This is a genomic window from Aequorivita capsosiphonis DSM 23843 (assembly GCF_000429125.1).
GTDB lineage: Bacteria > Bacteroidota > Bacteroidia > Flavobacteriales > Flavobacteriaceae > Aequorivita > Aequorivita capsosiphonis.
The window spans coordinates 256,571-282,163 of the sequence record NZ_AUBG01000002.1 but is presented as its reverse complement, the minus strand read 5'-3'; the positions used below and the strand labels follow the sequence as shown (position 1 = coordinate 282,163).

General features: G+C 36.4%; 23 protein-coding genes and 1 other RNA gene. 10 read left to right on the top strand and 14 right to left on the bottom strand.

The genetic code is table 11. The features are described 5' to 3' along the window. Positions 1 to 737: 737 nt before the first annotated feature. Positions 738 to 1,439: a DUF4377 domain-containing protein gene (locus tag G440_RS21165; protein WP_051285130.1), complete on the bottom strand. Its 702-nt coding sequence runs from the start codon at positions 1,437 to 1,439 to the stop codon at positions 738 to 740. Positions 1,440 to 1,772: 333 nt separating this feature from the next. On the opposite strand from G440_RS21165, the gene rpsA reads away from it, so the two are divergent. The 9 genes from rpsA (at position 1,773) to G440_RS0103605 (ending at position 11,428) form a co-directional block, all read left to right on the top strand. Next, complete coding sequence (gene rpsA, locus G440_RS0103645; RefSeq protein WP_026450053.1) at positions 1,773 to 3,659, top strand: 30S ribosomal protein S1; 1,887 nt, start codon at positions 1,773 to 1,775, stop codon at positions 3,657 to 3,659. Positions 3,660 to 3,836: 177 nt separating this feature from the next. Continuing rightward, complete coding sequence (gene pyrR, locus G440_RS0103640; protein WP_026450052.1) at positions 3,837 to 4,376, top strand: bifunctional pyr operon transcriptional regulator/uracil phosphoribosyltransferase PyrR; 540 nt, start codon at positions 3,837 to 3,839, stop codon at positions 4,374 to 4,376. Positions 4,377 to 4,549: 173 nt separating this feature from the next. Further along, complete coding sequence (locus tag G440_RS0103635; RefSeq protein WP_026450051.1) at positions 4,550 to 5,485, top strand: aspartate carbamoyltransferase catalytic subunit; 936 nt, start codon at positions 4,550 to 4,552, stop codon at positions 5,483 to 5,485. Further along, a complete protein-coding gene (locus G440_RS0103630) occupies positions 5,475 to 5,810 on the top strand; it encodes a hypothetical protein (protein WP_026450050.1) in 336 nt (111 codons plus the stop codon). Before G440_RS0103635 ends, G440_RS0103630 begins: the two co-directional genes overlap by 11 nt. Before the next feature lie 53 nt (positions 5,811 to 5,863). Continuing rightward, positions 5,864 to 6,769, top strand: a complete 906-nt coding sequence (locus tag G440_RS0103625; RefSeq protein WP_026450049.1) for a ribonuclease Z — start codon at positions 5,864 to 5,866, stop codon at positions 6,767 to 6,769. 353 nt (positions 6,770 to 7,122) lie between these two features. Beyond that, positions 7,123 to 7,767 carry a pyridoxamine 5'-phosphate oxidase gene (gene pdxH, locus G440_RS0103620; protein WP_026450048.1) on the top strand — a complete coding sequence of 215 codons (645 nt, stop codon included), beginning with the start codon at positions 7,123 to 7,125 and terminating at the stop codon, positions 7,765 to 7,767. A 166-nt stretch (positions 7,768 to 7,933) separates the two neighbouring features. After that, positions 7,934 to 8,419, top strand: a complete 486-nt coding sequence (locus G440_RS0103615) for a SixA phosphatase family protein (protein WP_026450047.1) — start codon at positions 7,934 to 7,936, stop codon at positions 8,417 to 8,419. Then, positions 8,419 to 10,515: a polyphosphate kinase 1 gene (gene ppk1 / locus G440_RS0103610; RefSeq protein WP_026450046.1), complete on the top strand. Its 2,097-nt coding sequence runs from the start codon at positions 8,419 to 8,421 to the stop codon at positions 10,513 to 10,515. Before G440_RS0103615 ends, ppk1 begins: the two co-directional genes overlap by 1 nt. Position 10,516: 1 nt before the next feature. Beyond that, the gene (locus tag G440_RS0103605; RefSeq protein WP_026450045.1) at positions 10,517 to 11,428 is read left to right on the top strand and encodes a Ppx/GppA phosphatase family protein; all 912 of its coding nucleotides are present in this window, start codon (positions 10,517 to 10,519) and stop codon (positions 11,426 to 11,428) included. 21 nt (positions 11,429 to 11,449) lie between these two features. On the opposite strand, the gene G440_RS19420 is transcribed toward G440_RS0103605, so the two are convergent. The 9 genes from G440_RS19420 to G440_RS0103555 all read right to left on the bottom strand — a co-directional run bounded on the left by G440_RS19420 (position 11,450) and on the right by G440_RS0103555 (position 22,498). Next, positions 11,450 to 12,556, bottom strand: coding sequence for a LysM peptidoglycan-binding domain-containing protein (locus G440_RS19420; RefSeq protein ID WP_034258920.1), 1,107 nt, complete (start codon positions 12,554 to 12,556; stop codon positions 11,450 to 11,452). A 461-nt stretch (positions 12,557 to 13,017) separates the two neighbouring features. Then, complete coding sequence (gene rapA / locus G440_RS0103590) at positions 13,018 to 15,846, bottom strand: RNA polymerase-associated protein RapA (protein WP_026450044.1); 2,829 nt, start codon at positions 15,844 to 15,846, stop codon at positions 13,018 to 13,020. A gap of 80 nt (positions 15,847 to 15,926) precedes the next feature. Further along, positions 15,927 to 16,397, bottom strand: coding sequence for a tRNA (cytidine(34)-2'-O)-methyltransferase (locus tag G440_RS0103585; protein WP_026450043.1), 471 nt, complete (start codon positions 16,395 to 16,397; stop codon positions 15,927 to 15,929). A 206-nt stretch (positions 16,398 to 16,603) separates the two neighbouring features. Further along, a complete protein-coding gene (locus G440_RS0103580) occupies positions 16,604 to 17,368 on the bottom strand; it encodes a CDP-alcohol phosphatidyltransferase family protein (protein WP_026450042.1) in 765 nt (254 codons plus the stop codon). Between the two features lie 411 nt (positions 17,369 to 17,779). Further along, entirely contained in the window at positions 17,780 to 18,172 is a 393-nt protein-coding gene (locus G440_RS0103575; protein WP_026450041.1) for a DUF1398 domain-containing protein, read from the bottom strand. Between the two features lie 99 nt (positions 18,173 to 18,271). Beyond that, positions 18,272 to 18,640, bottom strand: a complete 369-nt coding sequence (locus G440_RS0103570; protein ID WP_026450040.1) for a DMT family protein — start codon at positions 18,638 to 18,640, stop codon at positions 18,272 to 18,274. A 50-nt stretch (positions 18,641 to 18,690) separates the two neighbouring features. Then, positions 18,691 to 20,001 carry a chloride channel protein gene (locus tag G440_RS0103565; RefSeq protein WP_026450039.1) on the bottom strand — a complete coding sequence of 437 codons (1,311 nt, stop codon included), beginning with the start codon at positions 19,999 to 20,001 and terminating at the stop codon, positions 18,691 to 18,693. A gap of 21 nt (positions 20,002 to 20,022) precedes the next feature. Then, positions 20,023 to 20,604: a MiaE family protein gene (locus G440_RS0103560; RefSeq protein ID WP_026450038.1), complete on the bottom strand. Its 582-nt coding sequence runs from the start codon at positions 20,602 to 20,604 to the stop codon at positions 20,023 to 20,025. Between the two features lie 73 nt (positions 20,605 to 20,677). Beyond that, positions 20,678 to 22,498 carry a DNA polymerase III subunit gamma/tau gene (locus tag G440_RS0103555; protein ID WP_026450037.1) on the bottom strand — a complete coding sequence of 607 codons (1,821 nt, stop codon included), beginning with the start codon at positions 22,496 to 22,498 and terminating at the stop codon, positions 20,678 to 20,680. Positions 22,499 to 22,639: 141 nt separating this feature from the next. Between G440_RS0103555 and rnpB the strand changes: the two genes are divergently transcribed. After that, positions 22,640 to 23,030: RNase P RNA component class A (gene rnpB, locus G440_RS20575), an RNA gene on the top strand. A 129-nt stretch (positions 23,031 to 23,159) separates the two neighbouring features. Here the strand turns inward: rnpB and G440_RS0103550 are convergent. Genes G440_RS0103550 through G440_RS0103535 form a run of 4 tightly spaced genes read right to left on the bottom strand, consistent with a single transcriptional unit; the run spans position 23,160 to position 25,551 of the window. Further along, a complete protein-coding gene (locus G440_RS0103550; RefSeq protein WP_026450036.1) occupies positions 23,160 to 23,549 on the bottom strand; it encodes a hypothetical protein in 390 nt (129 codons plus the stop codon). Between the two features lie 6 nt (positions 23,550 to 23,555). After that, on the bottom strand, positions 23,556 to 24,089 hold the full coding sequence (locus G440_RS0103545) for an RsmD family RNA methyltransferase (RefSeq protein ID WP_026450035.1): 534 nt from the start codon (positions 24,087 to 24,089) through the stop codon (positions 23,556 to 23,558). After that, positions 24,090 to 24,911: a DUF3822 family protein gene (locus tag G440_RS0103540; RefSeq protein ID WP_026450034.1), complete on the bottom strand. Its 822-nt coding sequence runs from the start codon at positions 24,909 to 24,911 to the stop codon at positions 24,090 to 24,092. It abuts the gene before it with no gap. Continuing rightward, positions 24,889 to 25,551: a hypothetical protein gene (locus tag G440_RS0103535; RefSeq protein ID WP_026450033.1), complete on the bottom strand. Its 663-nt coding sequence runs from the start codon at positions 25,549 to 25,551 to the stop codon at positions 24,889 to 24,891. Before G440_RS0103535 ends, G440_RS0103540 begins: the two co-directional genes overlap by 23 nt. Positions 25,552 to 25,593: the final 42 nt, after the last annotated feature.

Genomic DNA, 25,593 nt, shown 5'->3' with positions numbered 1-25,593 from the left:
AGGGTTGAGTCTCACATATTCATTTTTTCTATAAATTTTTGATCACTAAGAATTCCGTAAGAATATAGAATAAAATTTCATTGATTATGATTGAAAATAATAAACCTAATCTCGAAGAGACACTATATTCATAGAGTATTATTGCGGATAGGCATAATACAATCCCTGTCAGGCACATTGTCTATTTCAATTTTCTATAGATATTCGGATTCTTTGAATTCCATAAGAATATAGAATAAAATTTTATTGATTGTGAATGGAAATAATAAACCTAATCTCGAAATGACTCTATGTTTCTAGAGTATTATTGCGGACAAGCATAATACAATCCCTTCCCGTTATATTGTCTATTTCAATTTCAAATAAATATTCGGATTATTTGAATTCCGTAAGAATATAGAATAAAATTTGATACGTTGTGTTTGCAAATAATAGAGCTAATTTTGAAGAGACTCTATGTTTATAGAGTATTAATGCGGTCAAGCCTAATACAATTCCTATCGGTCATATTGTCTATCTCCATTTCCTATAAATATTCAGATTCTTTGGGTTCTTTAAGAATATAGAATGAATTTGAATTGGTTGGTTTTAAGCATAATAAAGTTAATCCCGGAGGGATTCCATATTTATAGCATGTTATGGCGACAAGTATAGAACGACCCCTGTGGGGTCGCATCTTGCGGTTTATTTTTCTATAAATAGTTAACCCTTTTCTGCGTTGTAAGAAGGCTTAGAATTTAATCCGCTTTTTGAAATTTCAAGACTTCATTTCCTTCAGCATCGTAAAAGTATAATTGTAAATCCTCCATTTTATAGGTTTTTGCCTTTTCAAGTGCAGACTTATAATTTGACGGCAACTCCATATTAGGACACATCATCTTTGTTGCACCCGTTATTTTAAAGGTGACGGAGTTATTATCTGAGGTTTCAATAGTACCGTGAAAGTTGTTACAGCCATTGTATCCTAGGGTTTTCATTTCAAGTAAATCAATCGCCAGTACGAGGTCGTTATCTTGATTTGGATTTGTAGTTTCCGGAATTTCAATTTTTTCACCTTGAATTGATGTTACCTTCCAAATGTCGTCTAAAAGAAATTTCTTGTCTTTATTTTTTTCCAACACCTTAACCAAAGTATATTTTATCGAAGAAGCATCCGCCGGAACAGTTGCAGGATCTAACTTTTCTTTTTTAATTAAAAGCTTATAAATGTATCCGGGTTGGTAGCTAAATCCTTCAATGCCGGCATAGAAAAGCTGCCACCCTTCTGGGTCTAGCGTATCAGACTCTTGGGTTTGAAAACACTTCATCGGCCCAACGCCGGTACAATCTGCTCTTGAGCTGTTCACAAAAAAGATTGTTCCTGCTAATTTTTCAGTGGAATCATTCTCACACGTATTAAGTGCGATTGCAGAAATAAAGAATGCCAGTAACAATTTCATTGATGATTGTTTTTTAGGTTATAAGCAGATAAAGTTAAAGGCTTGACGTACAGGGAACATGTTTTTAAGAAAACTTTAATCAACAATGGCTTTAAAGTTTTGAAAATCAAATGAGATATAGTACTTTTGCACTCCTCTTGGGCAAATATGCTCCAGAGGACGAAGCCCTTTTAGCGACGAGTCAAGATTGAAAGGAATTTAAATAAAACAAAAACAAACCCTTCTGTGGGATAGTCGCATTATAATCTTGTAACAAAGCAGAATACAAACGATTTGAGATTTTTTTCTTTTCCGCGAAGGCGGAAAACTTAAATTTCAAACAATATTAAACAAATGGCTGATAAAGCAAAAGAAGTAGCTGAAGAAAAAGCTGCAAAAAAACAAGAAGAAACTGCAGTTGCAGAAATGACAACTGAAGAAAACACAACTGAAGAAACTACAAAGCCTAAAAGAGAAGTTTCTTTGAAAGAAAGTAACCCTGAAAAGTTCCTAGAAGATTTCAACTGGCACAACTATGAAGAAGGAATTGATCCTATCGACGATGGTAAGTTAGAAGAATTCGAAAAACTGGTAGCTGAAAATTTCGTTGACACACTTGATGACGAAGTTGTAGATGGAAAAGTGATTTTCATTACAGATCGTGATGCAATCATTGACATCAACGCTAAAAGTGAAGGAGTTGTTTCTTTGAACGAATTTCGTTACAACCCAGATTTAAAAGTTGGTGACACAGTAGAAGTATTGATCGATGTTCGTGAGGACAGCACAGGTCAACTTATTCTTAGCCATCGTAAAGCTAGAACCATTAAGGCTTGGGATCGCGTAAATGCGGCTCACGATGAAGCTACAATCGTAAACGGTTACGTAAAATGCCGCACAAAAGGTGGTATGATCGTAGATGTTTTCGGTATCGAAGCTTTCTTGCCAGGTTCGCAAATTGACGTTAAACCAATCCGTGATTACGACGTTTACGTTGGTAAAACAATGGAATTCAAAGTGGTTAAAATCAATCACGAGTTCAAAAACGTTGTTGTTTCTCACAAAGCGCTTATTGAAGCGGATATTGAAGAGCAGAAAAAAGAAATCATCGGGCAGCTTGAAAAAGGACAGGTACTTGAAGGTGTTGTTAAAAACATCACTTCATACGGAGTATTTGTTGATCTTGGTGGTGTTGATGGACTTGTTCACATTACAGACCTTTCTTGGTCACGTATCAACCATCCAAATGAGATCGTTGAACTTGATCAGAAATTGAATGTTGTAATTCTTGATTTCGATGAAGATAAAACACGTATCCAATTAGGTCTTAAGCAATTGAACCCACACCCATGGGAAGCTCTTGGAGAAGAGTTGAAAGTTGGTGATAAAGTTAAAGGTAAAGTAGTTGTTATTGCAGACTACGGTGCGTTTATCGAGGTTGCTGAAGGTGTTGAAGGTCTTATTCACGTTAGCGAAATGTCTTGGAGCACGCACTTGCGTAGCGCACAGGATTTCGTAAATGTTGGTGACGAGGTGGAAGCGATCATCCTTACAATGGATAAGGAAGAACGCAAAATGAGCCTTGGTATCAAACAAATGACGCCAGACCCATGGACTGATATTACTACTAAATACCCAGTTGGTTCACGCCATAAAGGTATTGTTCGCAACTTTACTAATTTTGGTGTTTTTGTTGAACTTGAAGAAGGTATTGATGGCCTTATCTACATCAGTGATCTTTCTTGGACCAAGAAAATTAAGCACCCAAGTGAATTCACCAACATTGGTGACACACTTGAAGTGGTTGTATTGGAATTGGATGTTGAAGGCCGTAAACTTAGTTTAGGTCATAAACAAACGGAGGAAAATCCTTGGGATAAATACGAAGATGAATTTGCTGTTGGAACTAAGCACACTGCAACTATTGATGAAGTAGTGGACAAAGGAGCAACTATTAAATTCAACGATGATATAGTAGCCTTCGTTCCAGGCCGTCACCTTGAAAAAGAAGATGGTTCTATGTTAGGTAAAGGAGAGGAAGCAGAATTCCAAATAATTGAATTCAACAAAGAATTCAAGAAAGTGGTAGCTTCACATATGGCAATCCATAAAGAAGAAGAAGCGAAGATTGTGAAGCAAGCAGCCAAAAAACAGGCAACAGCAGCTGAAGAGTCTAAAACTACTTTAGGAGACGCTAACTCTGCGCTACAAGCGCTTAAAGACAAAATGGACGGTAAATAATAGCTGACCCCATTTATAAATAATGAAAAGCCTTCCCGTCCCGATATCTATCGGGAGGAAGGCTTTTTTCTTTGTGAAACTCTGTATATTAACCTTTTCGCATCAATTTCAAAATCTTCACTTTTCAATCCTAAAAAATTTGTACTTTTGCTCTCTGAATCCAATTCAGACTTTCCTATGAGCCAAAAAGTGTTACTGAACGCAACCGAGATAAACATTGCGCTTAACCGCTTGGCTTGCCAATTGATCGAAAAACACGACGATTTTTCCAAAACCGTTCTTATCGGAATCCAGCCCCGGGGAATCTTTCTAGCTGAAAGACTCAAAACCCTACTGGAAAACGAATACAAAATCAAGAGCATAAAACTTGGTTATTTGGACATCACCTTTTTTCGGGACGATTTCCGAAGAGGTCTAAAACCTTTGGAAGCCAACAAAACCAATATAAATTTTATAGTTGAAGATAAAAATGTTGTCTTTATTGACGACGTTCTTTTTACCGGAAGAAGTATTCGCTCTGCATTAACTGCGGTTCAATCCTTCGGGAGGCCTTTGGAAATTGAATTACTCACCTTAATAGACCGACGCTTTAGTCGTCATTTACCAATCCAACCAGATTATAGAGGAAGGCAAGTAGATGCCATAAACGGGGAAAAAGTAAAAGTCTGCTGGAAAGAAAATGATGGAGAGGATGCTGTGTATTTAATTAATAATTAAAATCATTCGAAATCGAAAACGAAATCGAAAACCAAGTTTAAAAGGTTGTATAATAATTAATCTCAATTTGTTTATTTCCCTCTTTAGGGCTATAAGATTAACTAAATTGAAATTTTACATCAATTTCTATAACCTGCAACTTGACCCTTGAACCTGAAACCTGATACCCTACAATGGAACTAAGTGTAAACCACTTACTTGGAATAAAGTACATCACCGAGGCTGATATTCAACTCATCTTCGAAACTGCAGATCATTTTAAGGAGGTTATTAATAGGCCCATTAAAAAAGTTCCTTCCCTTCGCGATATTACAATTGCCAATCTCTTTTTCGAAAACAGTACCCGAACTAAACTTTCCTTTGAACTTGCAGAAAAAAGACTTTCAGCAGATGTTATAAATTTTGCGTCTTCAAGTTCTTCAGTAACTAAAGGAGAGACCTTAATAGATACTGTAAACAACATCCTTTCCATGAAAGTGGATATGGTAGTGATGCGGCATCCAAATCCAGGAGCGGGCGTGTTTCTTTCAAAACATGTGAAGGCAAGTATTATTAATGCTGGCGATGGCGCTCACGAACACCCAACTCAAGCGTTACTAGACACCTATTCCATCCGTGAAAAACTGGGAGATGTAGCTGGGAAAAAAGTAGTTATCATTGGTGATATCTTACATTCAAGAGTAGCTTTATCAAATATTTTCGCGCTTCAAAAACTTGGAGCTACGGTTAAAGTATGTGGACCTAAAACACTTATTCCTAAATATATAGAAAAACTAGACGTTGCTTTTGAAACGAATCTTCGTAAAGCTTTGGAATGGTGTGATGTGGCGAATATGCTGCGTGTTCAAAATGAGCGCATGGACATCAGTTATTTCCCAACTACACGAGAGTATACGCAGCAATTCGGGTTAAATAAAAAAATCTTAGATTCGATAAATAAAGAAATTGTAGTTATGCATCCCGGACCAATTAACCGTGGTGTGGAGATTACTAGCGATGTGGCGGACAGTAAACAATCCATTATTTTGGAACAAGTTCAAAACGGCGTTGCAGTTAGAATGGCGGTAATCTATTTATTAGCTTCAAAAATAAAACATAATGAAGATTGAGAATCATAAAAACTTCGTGGTCCTTGAAGATGAAAAGGACGATATTACAGATTTTGCCGCATTTATAGAGAGGCAAGTTCCGTCAAAATACAAAGGTCAAAATGTGGTTTTGAATCTTTTAAAATATCAATCCTTGCAACTGCCGGAACTCTTGCAATTCCTTAAAACCTCCACGCTTCACCGAAAAGCTAAACACTCTTTCGTGATTGTAAACGATGCTATGGATGTAGATGATATTCCTTTTGAAATGCTTGTGGTTCCCACCCTTCAAGAAGCGGGAGATATCATTGAAATGGAAGACATAGAACGAGATCTTGGATTCTGAAAAAATTCACAATTCAATATTTACCGCTTTCTCATAATTTTAAATTTTAAATCTTGAATATTACAATCTTAGGATGCCATTCTGCAACTCCAACAGCTTCGGCACACCCAACAGCACAGGTTTTGGAGATGAAGGGACATCTGTTTTTGATTGATTGTGGCGAGGGCACGCAAATGCAGCTACGAAGGTATAAAGTAAAGTTCTCCAGAATCAAGCATATTTTTATTTCGCATTTGCACGGCGACCATTTCTTTGGCTTGCCTGGATTGATTTCCACTTTTCTACTATTAGGAAGGGAAGCAGAACTTCATATTTATGGACCCAAAGGTATTAAAGAAGCTATTTTACTTCTTTTAAAACTCGGAAAAGCCTACACCAATTACCCTTTGTATTTTCACGAATTGGAATCGACTTCCTCTGAAATCATTTTTGAGGATGATAAACTGAGTGTGGAAACAATTCCTTTAAAACACAGAGTTTACACCAATGGTTTTCTTTTTAAGGAAAAATCGGATGACAGAAAATTGGATGTAGAGGCCGCTCGAAAAGCGAATGTTGACCTTAGCTACTACAATAAAATAAAACAGGGTTTTGATGTTGAAAATAAAGATGGAAAGTTAATTCCAAATAAGGAAATCACTTTTGATCCACCACCGCCAAAGTCCTATGCTTATTGTAGTGACACAGCTTATAATCCTGAAATGGTGCCACAGATTGACGGTGCAAGCGTTTTATACCACGAATCTACTTTCTTGGAAGAACATTACCATCTTTGCGATAAAACCAAGCACAGCACTTCAAAAGAAGCCGCTACTATTGCTAAAAAGGCCCATGTAGGTACTTTGATTCTTGGTCATTATTCAGGCCGTTACCGTAATTTAGAGAAATTTAAAACTGAAGCTCAGGAGATTTTTCAAAATGTAGAGTTGGCCGAAGATGGGAAGATGTTTTCGTTTTAATCATTTTCGGGAATAAATTTCAATTCAACTTCACTTAAATTTTGTATTCGATTTCCTTATTAAATTTATTTGATTGTCCGCAAAATACTATAAAGATTTGAATTGTGAAATTATAGCAGCTCTTATATGAAGTCTCTAAGAGCAAATATTTCCTTTTACTCTGCGTTAATCGGTGTGATCTGCGGGATATCCTTCTCATTCTCAGATTTTTGTTTCCCGCTGATATCGCAGATATTCGCAGACTTTTTACTCGTATGATCAAAAAACGGATATACAATAAATTTAATACAGATTTAATGTAAGAGTATTTCAAAGAAACTTTAAAACTCTTAACTTGCATTAAAACTTGAGTTATGGGTGAAAAGCTTCACGACTACCGAAAATCATACGAAAAAGGGGAACTTTCTGAAACAACGATTGATGAAAACCCCATGCAACAATTTCGCAAGTGGTTTTATGAGGTAAAAGATAGTGATGGTGTAGATGAAGTAAACGCAATGACGATAAACACGATTGGCACGGATGGTTTTCCGAAAGGTCGCGTAGTACTACTTAAAAAATATGATGAATACGGCTTCTACTTTTATACCAATTACAATAGTGAAAAAGGAAAATCTATAGCCAATAACAATAAAGTTTCACTTTCGTTCTTTTGGCCGAATTTGGAACGACAGGTTATAATTAAAGGAACTGCGGAGAAAACTTCGGAAGCAGATTCTACAAATTATTTTCATTCGCGTCCAAAAGGAAGTCAGTTGGGAAGCGCTGTTTCGCATCAAAGTAGCGTTGTGGAATCACGTGAGGTTCTGGAGAAGAACCTGGCCGATTTGGAAAAAAAATATGAAAAGAAAGAATTGCCCAAACCAAAAGAATGGGGTGGGTATTTGATAAAACCCATTTCAATAGAATTCTGGCAAGGCAGACCTAACAGATTGCACGATAGAATTCGTTATACTCTAAAAAATTATGACTGGGTTATTGAAAGGTTAGCCCCGTAAAATTAACGATTAGTGATTCTATATTAAAATGTTGAATTCAATGGTGGCTGAGTGATTTTATGACTGAAGCTTTATAATGAAACTGCTAAATTGATGTTTCATAAAATTGTACCGAAGCTCCAAAACCTAAAACTATAAACAAGAAACTAGAATATTTTTTTTAGAAATGAAAACAATCTATTTAGTAAGACATGCAAAATCATCTTGGAAAGAAGACGTAGATGATCATAAACGCCCTTTAAAAGAAAAAGGGAAGCGGGACGGAAAATTGGTTTCAAATAAAGTGAAAATTGAAATTGAACCTCCTCAAAAAATTATTAGTAGCGATGCCACACGAACCTTAGCTACGGCCGAATTTTTTAAAGAAGCGCTTGATATTAGCGACGCGAATTTTGAAACGAACCACGATCTTTACGATTTTAGTGGTCAGAATGTGATGCGCATCATAAAATCATTAGATGATACTTTAGATTCGGTAATGATTTTCGGACATAATCACGCACTCACTTCTGTTGTAAATATGCTTGGAAACCGATATATTGAGAACGTTCCAACCTGTGGCTTTGTAATGTTGCAGTTTGACGAAAAAAAATGGAGTACGATAACGACAGGTAAAACTGTAAAAACAATTTTCCCAAGAGACCTTAGATAATGACTGAAAAAGTTGCCACACATACTCCAGTTCGAAATCAATACACCAATAGGGAATTAAGCTGGCTTCAGTTTAACGCTAGAGTGTTACAAGAGGCGAATGACAAAAAGCTCCCTTTAATTGAAAGACTTCGATTTTTAGGTATTTTTTCTAATAACCTCGATGAATTCTTTAAAGTGCGATATGCCACGATTAAACGTATCGTAGAGGCACGTAAAACGGGTCGTAGTTTTTTGGGGGGTATTTCGGCCAAATATCTTTTGGAAGAAATAACACATACCGTAATAGAGCAGCAGGCAAATAGTTTAAAAATATTGAGTAATATCCAAAAGGAACTTCGGAAGGAGAACATCTTTATTATTGACGAAACTGAAATCACACCCACGCAAAGTAAATTTATTTCAGAATATTTTGTTAGTCATGTGAGTCCCGCGATGATGACCATTATGATTGGTGAAGTAGAGGAATTTCCTAGTTTGCGTGACAGTGCTGCCTATCTTGCCATAACCATGGTGATGAGCAAAGAGGATGATACATTTGAAGCAAAAAATAATTACGCCCTTATAGAGATTCCACGAACTATAGATCGTTTTGTGGTATTGCCACAGGAAGGAGATAAACAATACGTGATCATCCTCGATGACCTTATTCGTCACTGTTTGCACAATATTTTCAGTATTTTTAAATATGAAAGTATTTCGGCGCATATGATAAAAATAACCCGCGATGCAGAATTGGATATTGACAGCGATTTAAGTAGGAGTTTTATTGAAAAAATATCCAAAAGTGTTAAAAACAGAAGTACCGGAGACCCAGTTCGTTTTGTATATGACAAGAGTATTGATAAGAAAACGCTGGAGTTTTTGTTAAACAAAATGGAAATTGATAAAACGGATAGCCTAATTCCTGGTGGTCGCTATCACAACAGACGTGATTATATGAATTTCCCCCGTTTGGGAAGACCAGATTTGCAATATGAGTCTAAAGAACCTTTGCCAATTCCTGGCTTGAGCCTTCAGGGGAGTCTATTTGAGAAAATTGTTGAAAAAGATTATTTACTTCACGCGCCCTATCAAACCTTTATGTATGTGGTTAAGTTTTTAAGGGAAGCTGCCTTGGATCCAAAGGTGAAGTCCATTAAAATAACCATCTATCGTTTAGCTGAAGTTTCGCATATCGCCAGTTCGCTTATCAACGCAAAGAAGAACGGAAAAGATGTAACGGTACAAATTGAACTTCAAGCCCGCTTTGATGAAGAAGCAAATATTAAATATGCCGAATTACTTCAAAGCGAGGATGTACGGCTTATTTTTGGTGTAAAAGGATTAAAGGTTCACTGCAAAACTTGCTTGATAGAAAGGCTCGAAAACGGTAAACTGGTTCGCTACGGAATTTTAAGTACGGGAAACTTCAATGAATCTACAGCGCGTCTTTATACAGATTACACACTGTTTACAGCAGATCAAAGAATTTGTAAGGAGATAAACAAAGTTTTCGACTTTTTTGAAGTCAATTACCAAGTGAAAAAATATCGTCATTTAATTGTTTCGCCGCATTACACCAGAAATGCTTTATATCACTTGATTGATAACGAGATAAAAAATAAAAAAGCTGGCTTACCTAGTGGTATTAAATTAAAGCTAAATAGCCTTTCGGACTATAAGATGGTCGATAAGCTTTATGAAGCGAGTAGGGCGGGAGTAAAGATAAAAATGATTGTTCGCGGCATCTGTTGTCTCATTCCAGGAGTTAAGGGAATGAGTGAAAATATTGAAGCCATAAGCATAGTTGGTAAGTATTTGGAACATCCACGTCTGTTTATTTTTGAAAATGCAGGTAATACCAAAGTGTATATTTCATCGGCAGATTTAATGGGAAGAAACCTAGATAATAGAGTGGAGATTACCTGCCCCATTTATGATGAAGATATTAAAAAGGAAATTTTAGAGAATTTTGAAATAGGCTGGAGTGACAACGTTAAAGCACGGGTATTCGATATTAAAATGAATAATGCTTACAGGAAAAATAGTAAGCCACCGGTGCGTTCCCAATTCAAAATGTATAATTATTATTTAAATAAACTTGAAGTAAACTGATTTGTTGAACATTGAAAAATACGGTGCCGTAGATATTGGCAGTAATGCTATCCGCTTGTTAATTGTAACTGTGGTGGAGCAGGAAAGAAAAGATACTATTTTTAAAAAAACATCGCTGGTTCGAGTTCCAATTCGTTTAGGAGCCGAAGTCTTTCTGGATGGAAAAATTTCAGAATGCAATGCAAAGCGAATGGTTGAAGCCATGACCGCTTTCCGATTGTTGATGAATACCCACGGAATAAAACGTTATAGGGCTTGTGCCACTTCTGCAATGCGAGAGGCTTCCAACGGAATTCAGATAGCCGAAAATATTAAAAATGAAAGTGGAATTTCTATAGATATAATAGATGGGGAGGACGAGGCGGAAATTATTGCTTCCACAGATTTAAAAAGCTTGATTGAAGATGACAAGGTTTTTCTATATGTAGATGTTGGTGGAGGAAGTACGGAATTAACCATTTTTGCCAATGGTAAAAACATTGTTTCAAAAAGTTTTAAAATCGGAACGGTTCGTCTTTTGGAAAACCTTGTTGAAGATAGTATATGGGACGAGATGAAGCTATGGATCAAAAAAGAGACAAAAGATTTTCAAAAAATTTCCATGATTGGTAGTGGAGGAAACATCAATACTATTTTTAAGAAGAGCGGGAAGAAAATAGGGGCGCCGTTGAGTTATTTATACCTTTCTTCCTATTATAAAAAAATAAAATCACTTTCATATGATGAACGTATCACTGAGCTTGATATGAATCCTGATCGCGCCGATGTTGTAATTCCTGCCACACGAATTTATCTTTCAGCCATGAAATGGAGCAAATCCAAAAATGTATTTGTCCCAAAAATTGGACTTAGTGATGGGATTATTAAAAGTCTTTACAATGAGAAGGTCGCTGCTGAGATGGAGGTTAATTAATGATTTTTGAATAATTGATAATTACGAAGATCTTAAGCTTCGGTTAGATTTAAAACTCCCTTTTGAAGCAGAAATTTTGCCTGCATCAAGATAACGTTTGGTTACGGCTGCTCTATTTTTAGCATCAGTCATTGGTGAGGCCCCATAGGTTTCTCGTATCTTGAGATAGGCATTGATAACCATCAATTCTTCGTTATCCCCGGCGTTTTTAAGTTGTTCAAATGAAATCCCCGTACTTTCAATAGCTTTTGCCACACAATTCCAAAGATATCCAGGTCTATTTACATGATTGTCCAAAAACAAGGCCGCGGCATATTCCGAAGATAGGAGGTCAAATAAGTTATAACCTCCGAGTTTACTGGTTTTTTTGAAGTAAAATAGATTGAAACGATTGATGGCGTGTAATACCTGTATGGCACAGACTCGATCGTCCAATCCGGCAGCGGCAAAACGATAGGCTACGATGTTACTTCGGAAAAATTGTTTTGCATCAGCGGTGTTTACTTTTTTGTTCTTATACATTAAATAACCATAGGTGCCATTTGTATCTTCTGAAACATCAACGTCAAACTGACCACAAAACTGCTCAAATGCATCTGGGTATTTTTCCTTCACTAGTTTAATGAGTGCTGGCAATTCCCCTTCAGCGGTTCCTGAACCAAGCGTCCATTGAAACATACCAAAACTCATAAAACAGTTGTCCCACGTGTTAACGGCGTCCAGATTCCCTTCATTCTCCGAAGTAGCCAATAAGGCCTGTACTTCAGACTTACTGATTTTAAGTGCTGCTAACAGAGCTGGGTTTTCTTGTATAAATTTTTCTGTGGAATGACTCCCAAGTCTATAAATTCCTTTTCTAAACTTTTTACCCAAAAAGTTGCGGGTGGTGTCGTTTTGATACTGATAATATACGCGCGGATCTTCATCAATAATAATCACATCTGCTCTTTCTGTACTGTTTTCAGGCTCACTTTCAATAGGCAATTGTAATACTTGGCCCACTTTAATAGTATTGGCGTTTACAATATTATTCAGTGCTGCGATTTCGCGCCATTTTGCTGTTGCTCCCAATTGTTTAAAGGCAATTGAGCCAAGAGAGTCGCCGCTTTTTACTTTGTATGTCTTCATAATCGTTTCTTAAATGAACTAAAAACTTATGCTGCTAGGGCATGTTGTTCAAGCTAAACATTCTCAAAGATATTAAAAATCAAGTATTTACGGATATTATTTTTTATGAAATCACGAAATAGATTCGGGTTTGGGATCCATTTTTTCGCTTTTTTGGCCACTAAAGGTTCAATGGTTTTTGCTAAGAGCATATAACATCTCCGATACTGCTGGTCATATTATTTGCCATTAATGGTAAATTATTGACTGCTGTATAACTATTACCAAGATATAGTACTTTTTTGGTTGTTTAACTGTGAATGGAAAACGTGGTTAAAACAAGTGAAATAAAAAGTAGTAATTGTTTCATTGTGTTTTGGTGGTTTAATATTTTTTGTATGTTTTTAAAACTTTTAGTGTCGCTAGCCTTTATTGATAAAGGCTGATAATTGTTCAGATTCATTTATAAATACAGTAAAGATTTACTCTTTCCGAATAAGTTGCAAGGCATCTAAGCGTATTCGAGCTTTTTTTATTAAACTAGATAATGTTTCGCGTTCGTCAATGGCTATCTGAATTTCTTCTGTTCTAATGTGTTTATTCTTTTTTTGCAATGCAGAAAGCCTTTCAATTTCGTGATTCAATTTAAGGTTCATACGTTGCAAAGCCTTCGTTAATTCCTTTTCTCCCAATTTCTTTGCAATTTCTGTTGCAGATGAAATCATATTCGGAAGTAAGGTATCTACAAAGGCTTCATTTTCTAAAAGCACGTCGATTCTATCAGGGATTAAATTTTTGTTGAGCATTTCTACAGAATAGGAGTTTGTTACATCTTTCCCTGTGTGATCAATTATAACTCTTAATGGTGTATTTGGAAGGAAACGGTCTATATCTATACTTTCTTTCCCTGCTGTTTCCAGAACAAAAATTAATTCAAGGAGCAGGGCAGGAGTGCCGGTTCCGTGAATAACTCCAAAGCTTGCGTTGCCTAATGTTGAGCTTAGCACCATGTCAATAGCTCCTGATGTCATTGGATGATCCCAACTTAGGAAACTAACATCTTCCCTACTTATCGCTCGTTTTCTATCGAATGTAACCTGTATTCCTTCTCTGGGAATTGAGGGAAACACTTCAGAATTAAAGGAAGCGGGATGTAGTAAATAGGTTCGTGCCGCAATGTCTTCCATCTCTACGTCAAACTGCTGAAAGACTTTTGTTAAATATATTTCAAGCGCGCTATCTCTATCTTCAGCTTTAATTTTGGCAATAAGTTTTTTTGCTATTTTAGGTCGAAATGAATTCATTTCCAATAATCTATCACGTCCTTCGGCAAGATTTTTTTTAAGTTCTTTTTGAAAGTTTGCTGTTTCAGCAATCAATACTTCCAACGCAGAATTTGCTTCTTCAACTGAAGGTATTTTGGAAATATTTAGCAATCGCTCAATAAATTTTTTAAAAATTAAATTCCCACCTTCAAGGTTTATATTAAAAGCATTCAAACCTTCATGAAACCATCTAACCAGCTGGCTTTGTGGGCTATCTTCAAGATATGGAATATGAATATGTATGTCTTTTTTCTGTCCTATTCTGTCAAGGCGGCCAATTCGTTGCTCCAATAATTCGGGGTGAAATGGCACGTCAAATAATATGAGATGATGGGCAAATTGAAAATTCCGTCCTTCACTTCCTATTTCTGAGCAGAGAAGTATTTGAGCACTATCAAGTTCAGCAAACCAAGCTGCATTTCTATCGCGCTGTACAAGCGAGAGATCTTCGTGAAAAACCCTTACTTTCCGCTTAATACGTTTACTTATTGTAGACTCTAAAGCTAAAACTTTTTCTATGGAACTGCAGATAAGAAGTATTTTTGCAGGATATAATTCCTTCATTTTTTCTAAAACCCACCTCACCCGAGGATCTTTATCAAACGAAAACTCTTGTTCTCTTTTTTCATCTGAAGTACTTTCCATATCACAGAAAAATTCCTTTGTTACGCGTTCATTCCAAAGACTAGGGTTTTCTTTTATCTCCAGGGAGACTAGATGAGCTATTCGTTTGGGAAAACCACTCATTGCCATTCGAGTATTTCTGAATAAAACGCGACCCGGACCGTGTTGGTCGAGCAAATCTTCAATAAGATTGTGCCTTGACGCTTCGTCTTTAAAATTTAATGCTGCGATTCTTTCTTTTGAAAAAGTAGTTTCTAAAAGCTTTTTATCTTTCAAGCTTAATACTTTATCTGAAGATAGTTTTTCAACAAGCGTAGCAATCTCTTTGTTTCCTTCAGATTCGCTTATAAAATCGGTGTAATTATTATATCGATTGGGGTCGAGTAATCGAAGACGTGCAAAATGACTTTCTACACCCAATTGTTCTGGGGTAGCAGTAAGAAGTAATAATCCTTTGGCTACTTGGCTTAATAATTCTACAATACGATACTCACGGCTTACCTCGTTAACAGACCATTCAAGATGATGTGCTTCGTCCACAACGAGCATATCCCAGGTAGCAGAAATGGCTTGTTGCGCTCGTTTTTGTGAACCGGCCAAAAACTCAGTACTACAAATAATAAGTTGATTATCGAGAAATGGGTTTCCATCTGGGGCACTGTCTTCAAGAGCAGCGCAACGTTCTTCATCAAAAATATTAAACCACAAATTAAATTTTCGCAAAACCTCTACAAACCATTGGTGCACGAGCGATTCTGGAACAAGAATCAGCACTCTTGATATACGTCCGGCCACTAATAACCGATGTAGAATCAAGCAGGCTTCAATAGTTTTTCCAAGACCAACCTGATCTGACAATAAAACACGAGGTGCAAATCGGGAGCTCACTTCATGAGCAATATAGAGTTGATGAGGAATTAAATCTATTTTTCCACCAACAAATCCATGTACCGGAGATATTCTTCTATTATAATCGTGATAAAGCGTTTCTCTACGTAACGCAAACATTTCAGGAGTATCTACATCACCCGTAAAAAGTCTATCATCAACACCATGCGTAATTGTTCCTCCGTCCAGTTCTGCCTCAAGCAACTTTCTGCCGTTCCCGTAATACACATAAAGATTGTCTTCTATTTTTACTTGTTCAATCAGCAAGGATTGTCCCTGCTTATCTAATATGGAATCTCCAGGTTTAAATATAGTTCGGCGCAAAGGAGCGCTTTCTGTGGCATAGAGTCGCGTTTCGCCAGAAATTGGGAAATGCATTTGCACCTTTCCTTTGCTCACTTCTGTAACAATACCAACGCCAAGTTCCGGTTCCCCAGAACTGGTATATCTTTGATTTGGAAAAAAATCTCCCATATTTAATAATTGTTTTTTAAAATTTAATTACGATTGTAAACTGCAAAAGTGATTCAATTGGAGAGGGGATTCGCTTAAATTTATAGTTTGCTGTTTTGTGCCTTTACATTTCGAATACCTTCGTAAACCACGATGCTAACCGCATTTGCCAAGTTTAAACTTCGAATATGAGGACTGAAAAGAGGTATAGTATAGACTGAATTTAAATTTTCTGCCACAATACTTTTAGGTAAACCAACTGATTCTTTTCCGAAAACTAGAAACATATCGTCTTTGTAATCGATAGCGCAGTAATCTTGAGTGCCATGACTGGAAAGGTATACAAACTGTTTCCCTTTATTTTTTGAATAAAAGTCCTCGAGGTTCTCATAAATAAAAAGGGAAATATGCTGCCAATAATCCAATCCAGCTCTTTTTACGCGCTTATCACTTAGTTCGAAACCAAATGGTTTTACGAGGTGTAATGTTGATCCAGACGCTAAACTTAATCTCCCGATATTTCCTGTATTCGTAGGGATTTCTGGTTCAATTAATACAATGTTAAATGCCATTTTTTATTGTTGGTGTTTTGAAGATTATAATATGTTACGCTTTAATTACTTATAAGCTACAAATTTCTATAAAGTTTCTGTTTCCTTCAAATATAACTCTAAACCCATTCTTTCAACCTGAAAAAATGTAATTATAAATGAACTTGTCTTCAATAGTGAATGAAGGTAAAATAACACGGACGAAAAGCTAAAGCCAACGGACTTCTTCAATAAAACCACTTCCGAATCCCAATAAATACAAAAACCATAAGGGTGTAAATCAAAAAGAAAGGCAGAATAAAGTTTTTTAAATCTAATACAAGCATAACTGCAATAAGGAGCAGTTGAAAACCTAAACCAAAGGTTGAAACACTTGTCATCAACCAATTTGGTATTGTATTGGCTTTATTGGCCTTACTGTCTAATGCATAAATTGTTTTATCAAAAGAACCATAAAATAGTTTGTACAAACCGAAAAGTATGTTTACATGCTGTTGCTTTTCTCCTATTAGTGCGCTTGGAGTTGTGTTTTCAAATATGCGACTGGTTGTATCTCCATCAAATTTATTCCGAAGAATAACATAGTAGTAATTGAAAAGCGTGCCTTGTAATTGCAGGCCTAAGAAAGCGAAAAGGCATATCCAAATAGAAGTGTCTGTAATATACCAAATCGCTAAAAAGATTAAAGCATTTAATAGAATGTCTGCAACCGAATCTAAATACCGACCGGTGTAGGATGGTTTTTGTTTTACGCGAGCTAACTCTCCATCTGCAGCGTCTAGTATAGATTTTAAAATTAAAAAGAATGCTGCGGCCCAATAAAAGCCTTGAATAATACTGTAAATAGCGATTAGGCCAGATATTATAAAACTAACAGTAACGTGAATAGAAGTGAAAGCAGTATTCTTTAGTGCGTTCGCAATTACTTTTGCTATAGGTCTTCCATAGTCAGAAAGGTCAAGAAATTTATGCGCTTTTGGTAATTTGGACATTTAATATCATAGAAAATTGTAATGTGGAATATACCTAGAAATACGGCAAAGATAAGGTTATACCATTGTTAATAGGGAATGCTTATATTATAAAAGGAGTATTTTATTTAGATATTTGTTTGATAAAATAATGTTCCTTATGCCATACAGAGCTAACTTACTGTTTCTTCGGAAAATAAATCGATTGTAATTCTTGATCAATCGTCTTGAATACTAATAATTTGAACTGTTCTAGTATTGGATGGTGGGCTAAAAACTGGTTTAATCGAGTAGAACTAATTCACCTGTAAACCAAGAGCCGTATGAATCGAGAGATTCACAGCCTGTTCTAATTCTATTTTGAGATATGGTTCTATGATTGACTTAAGGTTGAAACTCCACTTTTCTTACTAGGCTGGCGGTTAGTTGTTTTTATACAGTTGGCACTTTTTCAATTAATATTTCATTTTCAGACTTGTCATAATATGTACAAGTCATTTTATCAAGATCAACAATCCATTTTTCAATTCCTGTTTCAGCACAATGTTTACAAAATGTAAAATAGTCCGTTTCCCCTTTTTGATGGATTTTCAAATATTGACTGAATTTAACTTTGTCACTCTTGGTGGCTATTGTTAAAGTATCATATTTCGGTGTAGATTCTGTTTGATATTCGTTTTTGCCGAAATAATTTGTGTGACCGTCTTCAACCCAAGTTTCAAAAGCTGTTACACCCATTCCTTTAATTTCCTTGATGTATTTTGGAAATTCTGCTCCTGATTTAGTTTTGCTAAGTGCCAATTCAATCGCTTCTATTGTAAACATGGTCTATATTATATTGGTTTCTTTAAATATAACAAAAATATAATTTTCATCTCCTTTAAAACTAATTAGTTAATAACGTACTTGTTTACGTTTAGTATTTTATTTCTTAAACAGAAAATAAACTGCCCCTATTAAAAGAACAAAAGAAATAATATGGTTTATTCGAAATGTTTCGGTCTTAAAAACTAGAAGCGTAAACCCTACGAAGACCACAAGTGTGATTACTTCCTGTATCACTTTTAACTGCAAGAGCGAAAACGGACCGCCATTACCATTATAGCCCATGCGGTTGGCAGGAACTTGGAAGATATACTCAAAGAGTGCAATGCCCCAGCTAATTAATATAATTGAAATCAAGCCAAGTTTGCTGGTCCATTTCCATTCAGCAAATTTTAGGTGGCCATACCAGGCGAGGGTCATAAAAGAGTTGGAAATGACGAGCAGGCAAATAGTGAGAATTCCCTTCATAATTTCTAGCGATTAATGAATAGTGAATAAACAGTTAACTACCTGCAAATTTATTTAATTCCTTTCGTAGATTTATTTTTCACTTGAATTAATTCTTCTTTTTCCATTTGCGCTCCAATAAAAGGGATACGCGGTGCGAGGAAGTAGCCCGTTAAACTTGCAAAAAGTATAGGAATAAAGTAAGTGAAACCCGTAAGCGTTGCTAAAAGAATAGTTGTACTCATAGGTGTGCGCGTTACGCAAGCGTTTATAGCCGCCATACAGCTCACAATAGTCAACGAAAGACTAATGGACGGAAAAACAGTGTGAATAAGTAGACCAAGCGCTGTACCGCAGAAAAATAAGGGAATAATAAATCCTCCGCGCCACCCTGAGGTTACGGTAATTGCAATGGCTATAATTTTAAAAATCAATACGCCAACAAGGAATTGGACGGTGCCATTTTCTTGAAGTAGTTCATTAATCTCAAAATGGCTGAAATACCGGGTCAAAGGAATATAATAAGCAATAACTCCCAATAAAATACCGCCAATCATGGTCTTGATATAAATGGGGGTTTTTAGTTTTTCGAAGAGTTTTTTAAAGAATTTAGTACAAAAAATAAACCCCCAACCAACTATAGTCGCAAAAACTGCGAATAGAACAGCCCATCCAAAATCGAAGAAGTTTGCCATTTCATAAGCCGGCAAGTCCCACAATGGTGCTAATCCCAACTGTACGATGATCGCGAAAACAATATAACTAAATCCGCTAGCAACAAGTGCAGGAATAATAGCTTGATAATATTCTACTGCGTGTTTATGGTGAAGTATTTCCAAAGAGAAAAGGCTCCCGCCCAGCGGAGCACCAAATAGAGCGGTAAAACCGGAGGCCATGCCGGCAATGCTCAAGGAACGTAATTCTTCTCCTTTTAATCTGAAAAGTTTCCCCATCCAACTTCCTGTGGAGCCCGTAACTTGTACTAAAGGAGATTCTGGCCCCAGGCTTCCTCCTGATGCCACACAAATAAGGGAGGAAAGTATCATGGAAGGATTGTTCTTAGGGTCTAATTTTCCTTTGTTAAATCGAATGTTGTTTACAATCAGTTGCATTTCGCCTGGATCACCGATAAAATAAATAATCAGACCAGCCAAAAGACCAGCAATAGCCATAACTGGAATAACTAGCCAACCTTGATAGACACCTATAACATCTGTTAGAAACATCAGCACGACCCAATAAGTACCTGATATTATGCCGCCAATCAAACCAAGTAAGGCCCAAAGAAGAAACATCCTACTAAAGACAAATGGATTAAACCGAATGGGATAGTCCAGAACATCAAGATATTTAACTAGCTTCCTTCTTCTTTTGAGTTTCATTGGGTGAAAATTATAAATGTATTATCCGTGAATGGATTGGTGTTTACTGAGGTCTTTCATTACATCGGCTTCAAAAGAAAGAAGGTCATTCCATTTTTGATCTACTTCTTTTCTGTCGCCATATTGCCGCGCAAAGCTAAGAAACATAGTATAATGATTTGCTTCACTTACCATTAATTTTCTATAAAACTCTGCTAATTCTTTGTCTTCAAGTTCTTCACTCAGCAAACGGAATCGCTCGCAGCTTCTGGCTTCAATCAAGGCTGCATATAATAATCTATGCACTAGCTGTGTGGTTCTACTTCCGCCTTTTGGGAAGAATTGTACAATCTGTAAAACGTACTCATCTTTCCGGTCCCGACCCAAAACCCAACCGCGCTCTAAAATTCTGTCGTGTACCATTTTAAAATGACTGATTTCTTCCTTTATCAAAGAAATCATTTCTTGAATAAGATCTGTGTATTCAGGAAAACCCACAATCAACGAGACTGCGGTTGAGGCCGCCTTTTGTTCACACCAAGCGTGATCTGTAAGAATATCTTCGATGTTCTTTTCAACAATATTCACCCAACGCGGATCTGTGGGAAGTTTTAAGCCTAACATAGTTTGAGGTTTCTGGTTCAAAGTTTAAAGTTTCAAGTTCTCAGGAGTGTGTAAGTAAGCCAATTTGCGAAGCCTATATGTCGAGATCAAATTCCTGTCTAAGTTTTTCAATTAGCGGATTCATTTCCTTCATTTTTTCGAATTTTTCACGAGTTGTATAAGCGTAACGTTTTTCGATAGTTTCGTTAACGGTAATATCTAAATCTACATCATAATTTTGCAGTTTATCGCGAAGAAAGGTAAGGAGTTCGTATTTAGCACGTTCCACTTCTGTTTTTATCGTCTGATTAGGAAATTCAAGGTGAATAATAGAACCTTCAAGTTTTGGAACCCCCATGGTTAAATGTGAAAGTAGGTTATACTTTCCATCAACTTCTACATTTTTGGTATATTCCTTCCAAGCTGCGTGCATTTCTTCTTCAGAAAAATCTTCTACAGGTAGATTTTTGGCATCAGGTTGGTTTGCGACCATTTCCTGTTGTAATTCGTGTTTTTTCTTAATACTTTTTAAAGAAAGAGCAGAAACCCTTTTGGCATTGCGTTCCGCCAAGATCTGCGGACGTTCAATTACTTTTTCTGGTTGCTTATCGCTGGTTTTCTCTACGGATTCTTCTTTCGATATATCTTCAGAAGGCTCTTCAAGTTTTCTTTTTTCAACTTCATCTTCAACTTCATCTTCAACTTGAATTTCATCTTCAATTTCGTTTTCTCCCTTTTTCAACGGTTTCGGCACAATACTTCCCGCAGAAGTGATTTTCTCTGAAGTATATTCTTCACTCTTAAAATAGGAGGGAGGTATTACGAAACGTTCGTTGTTATTGGAGTTTTTTTTTTCGCCCTGAAAAGTCAAGGATGCAAGTTGCATTAGGCAAAGTTCAACAAGGAGGCGTTGATTTTGACTGTTTTTATATTTTAAGTCGCAGTTATTTGCAATGTTAATGCCTTCAATGAGAAATTGTGGGCTTGTTTTTTGCGACTGTTCAAAATACATTGTTTTTACTTGTTCGCCTACTTCCAACAAGCCAATGGTCTCTTGATTTCTGCAAACCATCAAATCCCGGAAGTGGGAGGCGAGGCCCATTACAAAATGATGCCCGTCAAAACCTTTGGATAGAATATCATTAAAGGTGAGCAAAACTTGCGGAATATTGTTTTCAAGAAGTAAATCGGTAATCTGGAAATACCACGTGTAATCTAATACGTTTAAATTTTCGGTTACTGCCTCTCGCGTAAGGTTTTTTCCGGCAAAACTTACTACTCTATCAAAAATAGAAAGTGCATCGCGTAAGGCTCCATCCGCTTTTTGAGCGATAATATGTAGTGCGTCATCTTCTGCTTCTATTCCTTCTGCTTTCGCAACTTCGGCTAAATGATCTTTAATATCTCGAACTCCAATTCTTCTAAAATCAAAAATCTGACATCGTGAAAGTATGGTTGGAATTATCTTGTGTTTTTCCGTAGTAGCTAATATGAAAATAGCGTGTTTTGGCGGTTCTTCCAAAGTCTTCAAAAAAGCGTTAAAAGCTGCTGAGGACAACATATGAACTTCATCAATAATATAAACCTTGTACTTGCCTACTTGTGGAGGAATTCGAACTTGGTCAATCAAGTTTCTGATATCATCTACCGAGTTATTGGATGCAGCATCCAATTCAAAAATATTAAACGCGAAGTCTTCATCCTCTTTTTCAGTGCCGTCTTGGTTTATTTTCTTGGCGAGAATACGTGCACAAGTAGTTTTACCAACTCCACGCGGTCCCGTAAAAAGTAAAGCTTGGGCTAGGTGATTATTTGCAATGGCGTTATCCAAAGTATTGGTAATGGCCTGTTGCCCAACTACGTCTTTAAAAACGGCGGGGCGATATTTTCTGGCAGATACAATGAAGTGTTCCATTTTTTTTAGTAGTCAATGGTCAATTATCAAGGACCAGATTATATTATAATGACTTGGGAGCAAATATAGATATGTACAACGGGTTTTTAAAAAATAGGTGATTGTATTTTACCATATTTATTAACATTGGAGTACTTTTGCGCAGCAGGCCGCCTTATCGTCGTCCCGTTCCGTCCCGATAGCTATCGGGAATCGGGAATCGGGAGGGAGGAAAGTCCGGGCACCATAGGGAAGCATAGCGGCTAACGGCCGTCGAGATCCTCGTCTTTGCGAGGGTTTCAGGACAAGTGCAGCAGAAAGTATGTACAGGTAATGCTGTAGTGAAACCAGGTAAACTCTATGCGGTGAAATGTCACGTAAACCTGTGTCCCGATTCCCGATAGCTATCGGGACGGGAGAGGGTTCCCGCCCGATGCAGGAGGGTAGGCAGATTGAGCGTTTCGGTAACGGAACGTCTAGATAAATGATAAGGTGCCGTTCCGATAGCTATCGGGGTCGGTAACAGAACCCGGCTTATAGGCCTGCTTTTTTTATATCTGTCATTGCGTACGCCAAAGCTATAGCGGTGGAGCAAGGCAGGTATTTTTCCCTATTTTTTAGTGCAAATAAATTTAAAGAGAGTATTCTGAAATAGGACCTATAGTTTCCGCCCTATCTAGCTTTACAGGTCTTCGCTTTTACATTCCAATTGCATTTTCAGCCAATCCATGGCTTCTTGATGTTCCCTAAAGATTTTAAAAGGTTTGCTTTTATAAAACTCCTTTTCAAAATTTGCGTTTTGAAATGATAAATCACTATAACATAAAACGGCGTTGGCTGTTAGATTTAGATAAGAGGATTTATAAAGACTAGGAGTTAGTTCAAGAGAATAGTCGTTTTTACGATTGGAGAGATAAGCAAACTTTTTATTAGGAAAATAAGTATCAAAAAGTTCAAATAATTTTTGGAGATCTTCTGCTTGAAAGTGTACACCTTCATTTATTGTTATCTCTATGATTTGATCATAAATTCTTGCAGTTCCAAAACTTACCTCTACAATTTTTCCATCCATATATTCTTATTGAAAAAAACTGAAAGCGTTCCCACCGTATTTGCGGACTTCGGCAAAATGCTCCAATTCTGAAAGATCAATTATTTTTGAATGCTCTATTACCAGTAATCCCTCTTCGTTTAATAGATTTTTTTCAAAAACCTTAGACAATATACTTGATAATTGCGATATATCAAAATCATAAGGAGGATCAGCAAAGATGACATCAAATTTTCCGGAGGCATTTTCCAAATATTTTGAAACATCAGATTTTATGGGTTGAATGGGAAAAGAGAACTCTTCCGAAACTTTATCAATATACTGGATACAACCATTGTGGGCATCTACTGAAATTATATTGGGTACGCCACGAGAGGCGAACTCAAAACTAATATTGCCAGTGCCAGAAAAAAGATCGAGTACTGAGAGTTCATCAAAATAATAACGCACTCTAAGAATATTGAAAAGTGCTTCCTTAGCAAAATCTGTCGTTGGTCTTACGGGTAGATTTTTGGGTGCAGTGAGTCTTCTTCCTTTATGTGAGCCTGAAATTATTCGCATTTAAACTAAGTTTTTTAGAATGAAGTGTTGATGAGATTTATCGTCGGAAGCAAATTTTGTAATAATAGCATTACTTTCTAAAAAGTCGATATTTCGAATAAAAGTATATGCCATTTTATAGTTTTCATCCTCCTTATCGATTTCGCCACAAAGTAGTACTGGAAGATTCTCGGGATCTAATTTTAACTGTTCCATACAAAAGAGGGTGTAATAGATGAAATCTTCGGGAGTTTTATAAGCATAACTATTGCAAAGTTGAAGTTCTCCATTCTTTAAAACGATACAGTCAAAACTGTTTTTCTGAAAATGAAGATACATTTTTGGGAGTGAATATTTTTGATTTTCCAAAATGGACCTCAATAATACAGTGGTGGAGTGGTAGTAATTAAATGAACCGTATTTTTCAAAGAAAAAATTATTGATGTTCATAAACGGAACATATACTACAACAATGTCCTGAATTTCCAGAACATCATGCGCCATATAGTCATTCGCAAGTATTTTTGAATTAAACTTTAAATATTCACTGGCTTTGGTTTCATCAAAAAGTGAACCGGGAACCAAGCTGTAAAGGGGAGTGGAGTAAACAACGGAAACTTCTTGAAAGTTAGTATTGAGATCTTCATTATTGTAAATAATAGACTCAATCTCCATTAACAATTCCTCAGGTGTTGTACTGTAATCCAGTATATTTTCAAGGAAAAGAAACACCTCAGTGCTTTCAGCATTGGATACCAAAAAAGAAAGCCCGTTCAAAGATACTTGAACGGACAGTCTATTATTTAATGTGTTTTGTATGTTATTTGTCTTTTGCAGAGTCATAGATTTTTGGCCAGTTTCCTGTAGTATTGACCTCTTCTAAGGAACCAACTCTAATATCTGGGCCATTAACGCCATCTACAGATTGAACTTGCATTTCTTGAGCCAAAAGATCTTTATCAAGATCTCCTAATAAAACCTTTTTTGGAACTTTCGCTTCAAAAACAGAATAGCTAGCATCATTCTTTACAATTTTCCCAGATTTAAGCTCAAACTTAGCATCGATCCCTTTAACAGGTACATTCATCATGGTTTTGTATCTGTCAGAACCGCCGAAGAGAGAATCTTTAATAGGAGTAAATCCTAAAGTATCAATTAATACTTCATCCAGAAAATAACCTTGGTCAATTCCGTAGGCTTTATTTTTTGCAACATCAGCATAACTAGTATCGCGTCTTTGCGTGATTGCGAATTTTGCAGTGTCAATAAATCGTACTAGGCTATCCCAATCACCAGTAAAGGTTCCGGTAATCTCTTTGTGTGCAAGCTCTGCAGCCTGGATATCTTTTAAATTCTTAATTACTTTAGAATAGCGTGCCTCTTTAACTTTATTGAATTCCACTGGCCCCATAATAGAGCTCCATAATTTCCAGCCTAAAAAGATGATGACAATCCAAAGGAGAATCTGAATTACTAATTTCATTGTTGATATTGTTTAAGTGTTGATTTTACAAAAAGGTCTATC

Bases quoted from the DNA above. Each gene is read 5' to 3' on its own strand.
- G440_RS21165 (WP_051285130.1), bottom strand. From the start codon at position 1,439: ATGAAATTGTTACTGGCATTCTTTATTTCTGCAATCGCACTTAATACG.
- rpsA (WP_026450053.1), top strand. From the start codon at position 1,773: ATGGCTGATAAAGCAAAAGAAGTAGCTGAAGAAAAAGCTGCAAAAAAA.
- pyrR (WP_026450052.1), top strand. From the start codon at position 3,837: ATGAGCCAAAAAGTGTTACTGAACGCAACCGAGATAAACATTGCGCTT.
- G440_RS0103635 (WP_026450051.1), top strand. From the start codon at position 4,550: ATGGAACTAAGTGTAAACCACTTACTTGGAATAAAGTACATCACCGAG.
- G440_RS0103630 (WP_026450050.1), top strand. From the start codon at position 5,475: ATGAAGATTGAGAATCATAAAAACTTCGTGGTCCTTGAAGATGAAAAG.
- pdxH (WP_026450048.1), top strand. From the start codon at position 7,123: ATGGGTGAAAAGCTTCACGACTACCGAAAATCATACGAAAAAGGGGAA.
- G440_RS0103615 (WP_026450047.1), top strand. From the start codon at position 7,934: ATGAAAACAATCTATTTAGTAAGACATGCAAAATCATCTTGGAAAGAA.
- ppk1 (WP_026450046.1), top strand. From the start codon at position 8,419: ATGACTGAAAAAGTTGCCACACATACTCCAGTTCGAAATCAATACACC.
- G440_RS19420 (WP_034258920.1), bottom strand. From the start codon at position 12,556: ATGAAGACATACAAAGTAAAAAGCGGCGACTCTCTTGGCTCAATTGCC.
- rapA (WP_026450044.1), bottom strand. From the start codon at position 15,846: ATGGGAGATTTTTTTCCAAATCAAAGATATACCAGTTCTGGGGAACCG.
- G440_RS0103585 (WP_026450043.1), bottom strand. From the start codon at position 16,397: ATGGCATTTAACATTGTATTAATTGAACCAGAAATCCCTACGAATACA.
- G440_RS0103580 (WP_026450042.1), bottom strand. From the start codon at position 17,368: ATGTCCAAATTACCAAAAGCGCATAAATTTCTTGACCTTTCTGACTAT.
- G440_RS0103575 (WP_026450041.1), bottom strand. From the start codon at position 18,172: ATGTTTACAATAGAAGCGATTGAATTGGCACTTAGCAAAACTAAATCA.
- G440_RS0103570 (WP_026450040.1), bottom strand. From the start codon at position 18,640: ATGAAGGGAATTCTCACTATTTGCCTGCTCGTCATTTCCAACTCTTTT.
- G440_RS0103565 (WP_026450039.1), bottom strand. From the start codon at position 20,001: ATGAAACTCAAAAGAAGAAGGAAGCTAGTTAAATATCTTGATGTTCTG.
- G440_RS0103560 (WP_026450038.1), bottom strand. From the start codon at position 20,604: ATGTTAGGCTTAAAACTTCCCACAGATCCGCGTTGGGTGAATATTGTT.
- G440_RS0103555 (WP_026450037.1), bottom strand. From the start codon at position 22,498: ATGGAACACTTCATTGTATCTGCCAGAAAATATCGCCCCGCCGTTTTT.
- G440_RS0103550 (WP_026450036.1), bottom strand. From the start codon at position 23,549: ATGGATGGAAAAATTGTAGAGGTAAGTTTTGGAACTGCAAGAATTTAT.
- G440_RS0103545 (WP_026450035.1), bottom strand. From the start codon at position 24,089: ATGCGAATAATTTCAGGCTCACATAAAGGAAGAAGACTCACTGCACCC.
- G440_RS0103540 (WP_026450034.1), bottom strand. From the start codon at position 24,911: ATGACTCTGCAAAAGACAAATAACATACAAAACACATTAAATAATAGA.
- G440_RS0103535 (WP_026450033.1), bottom strand. From the start codon at position 25,551: ATGAAATTAGTAATTCAGATTCTCCTTTGGATTGTCATCATCTTTTTA.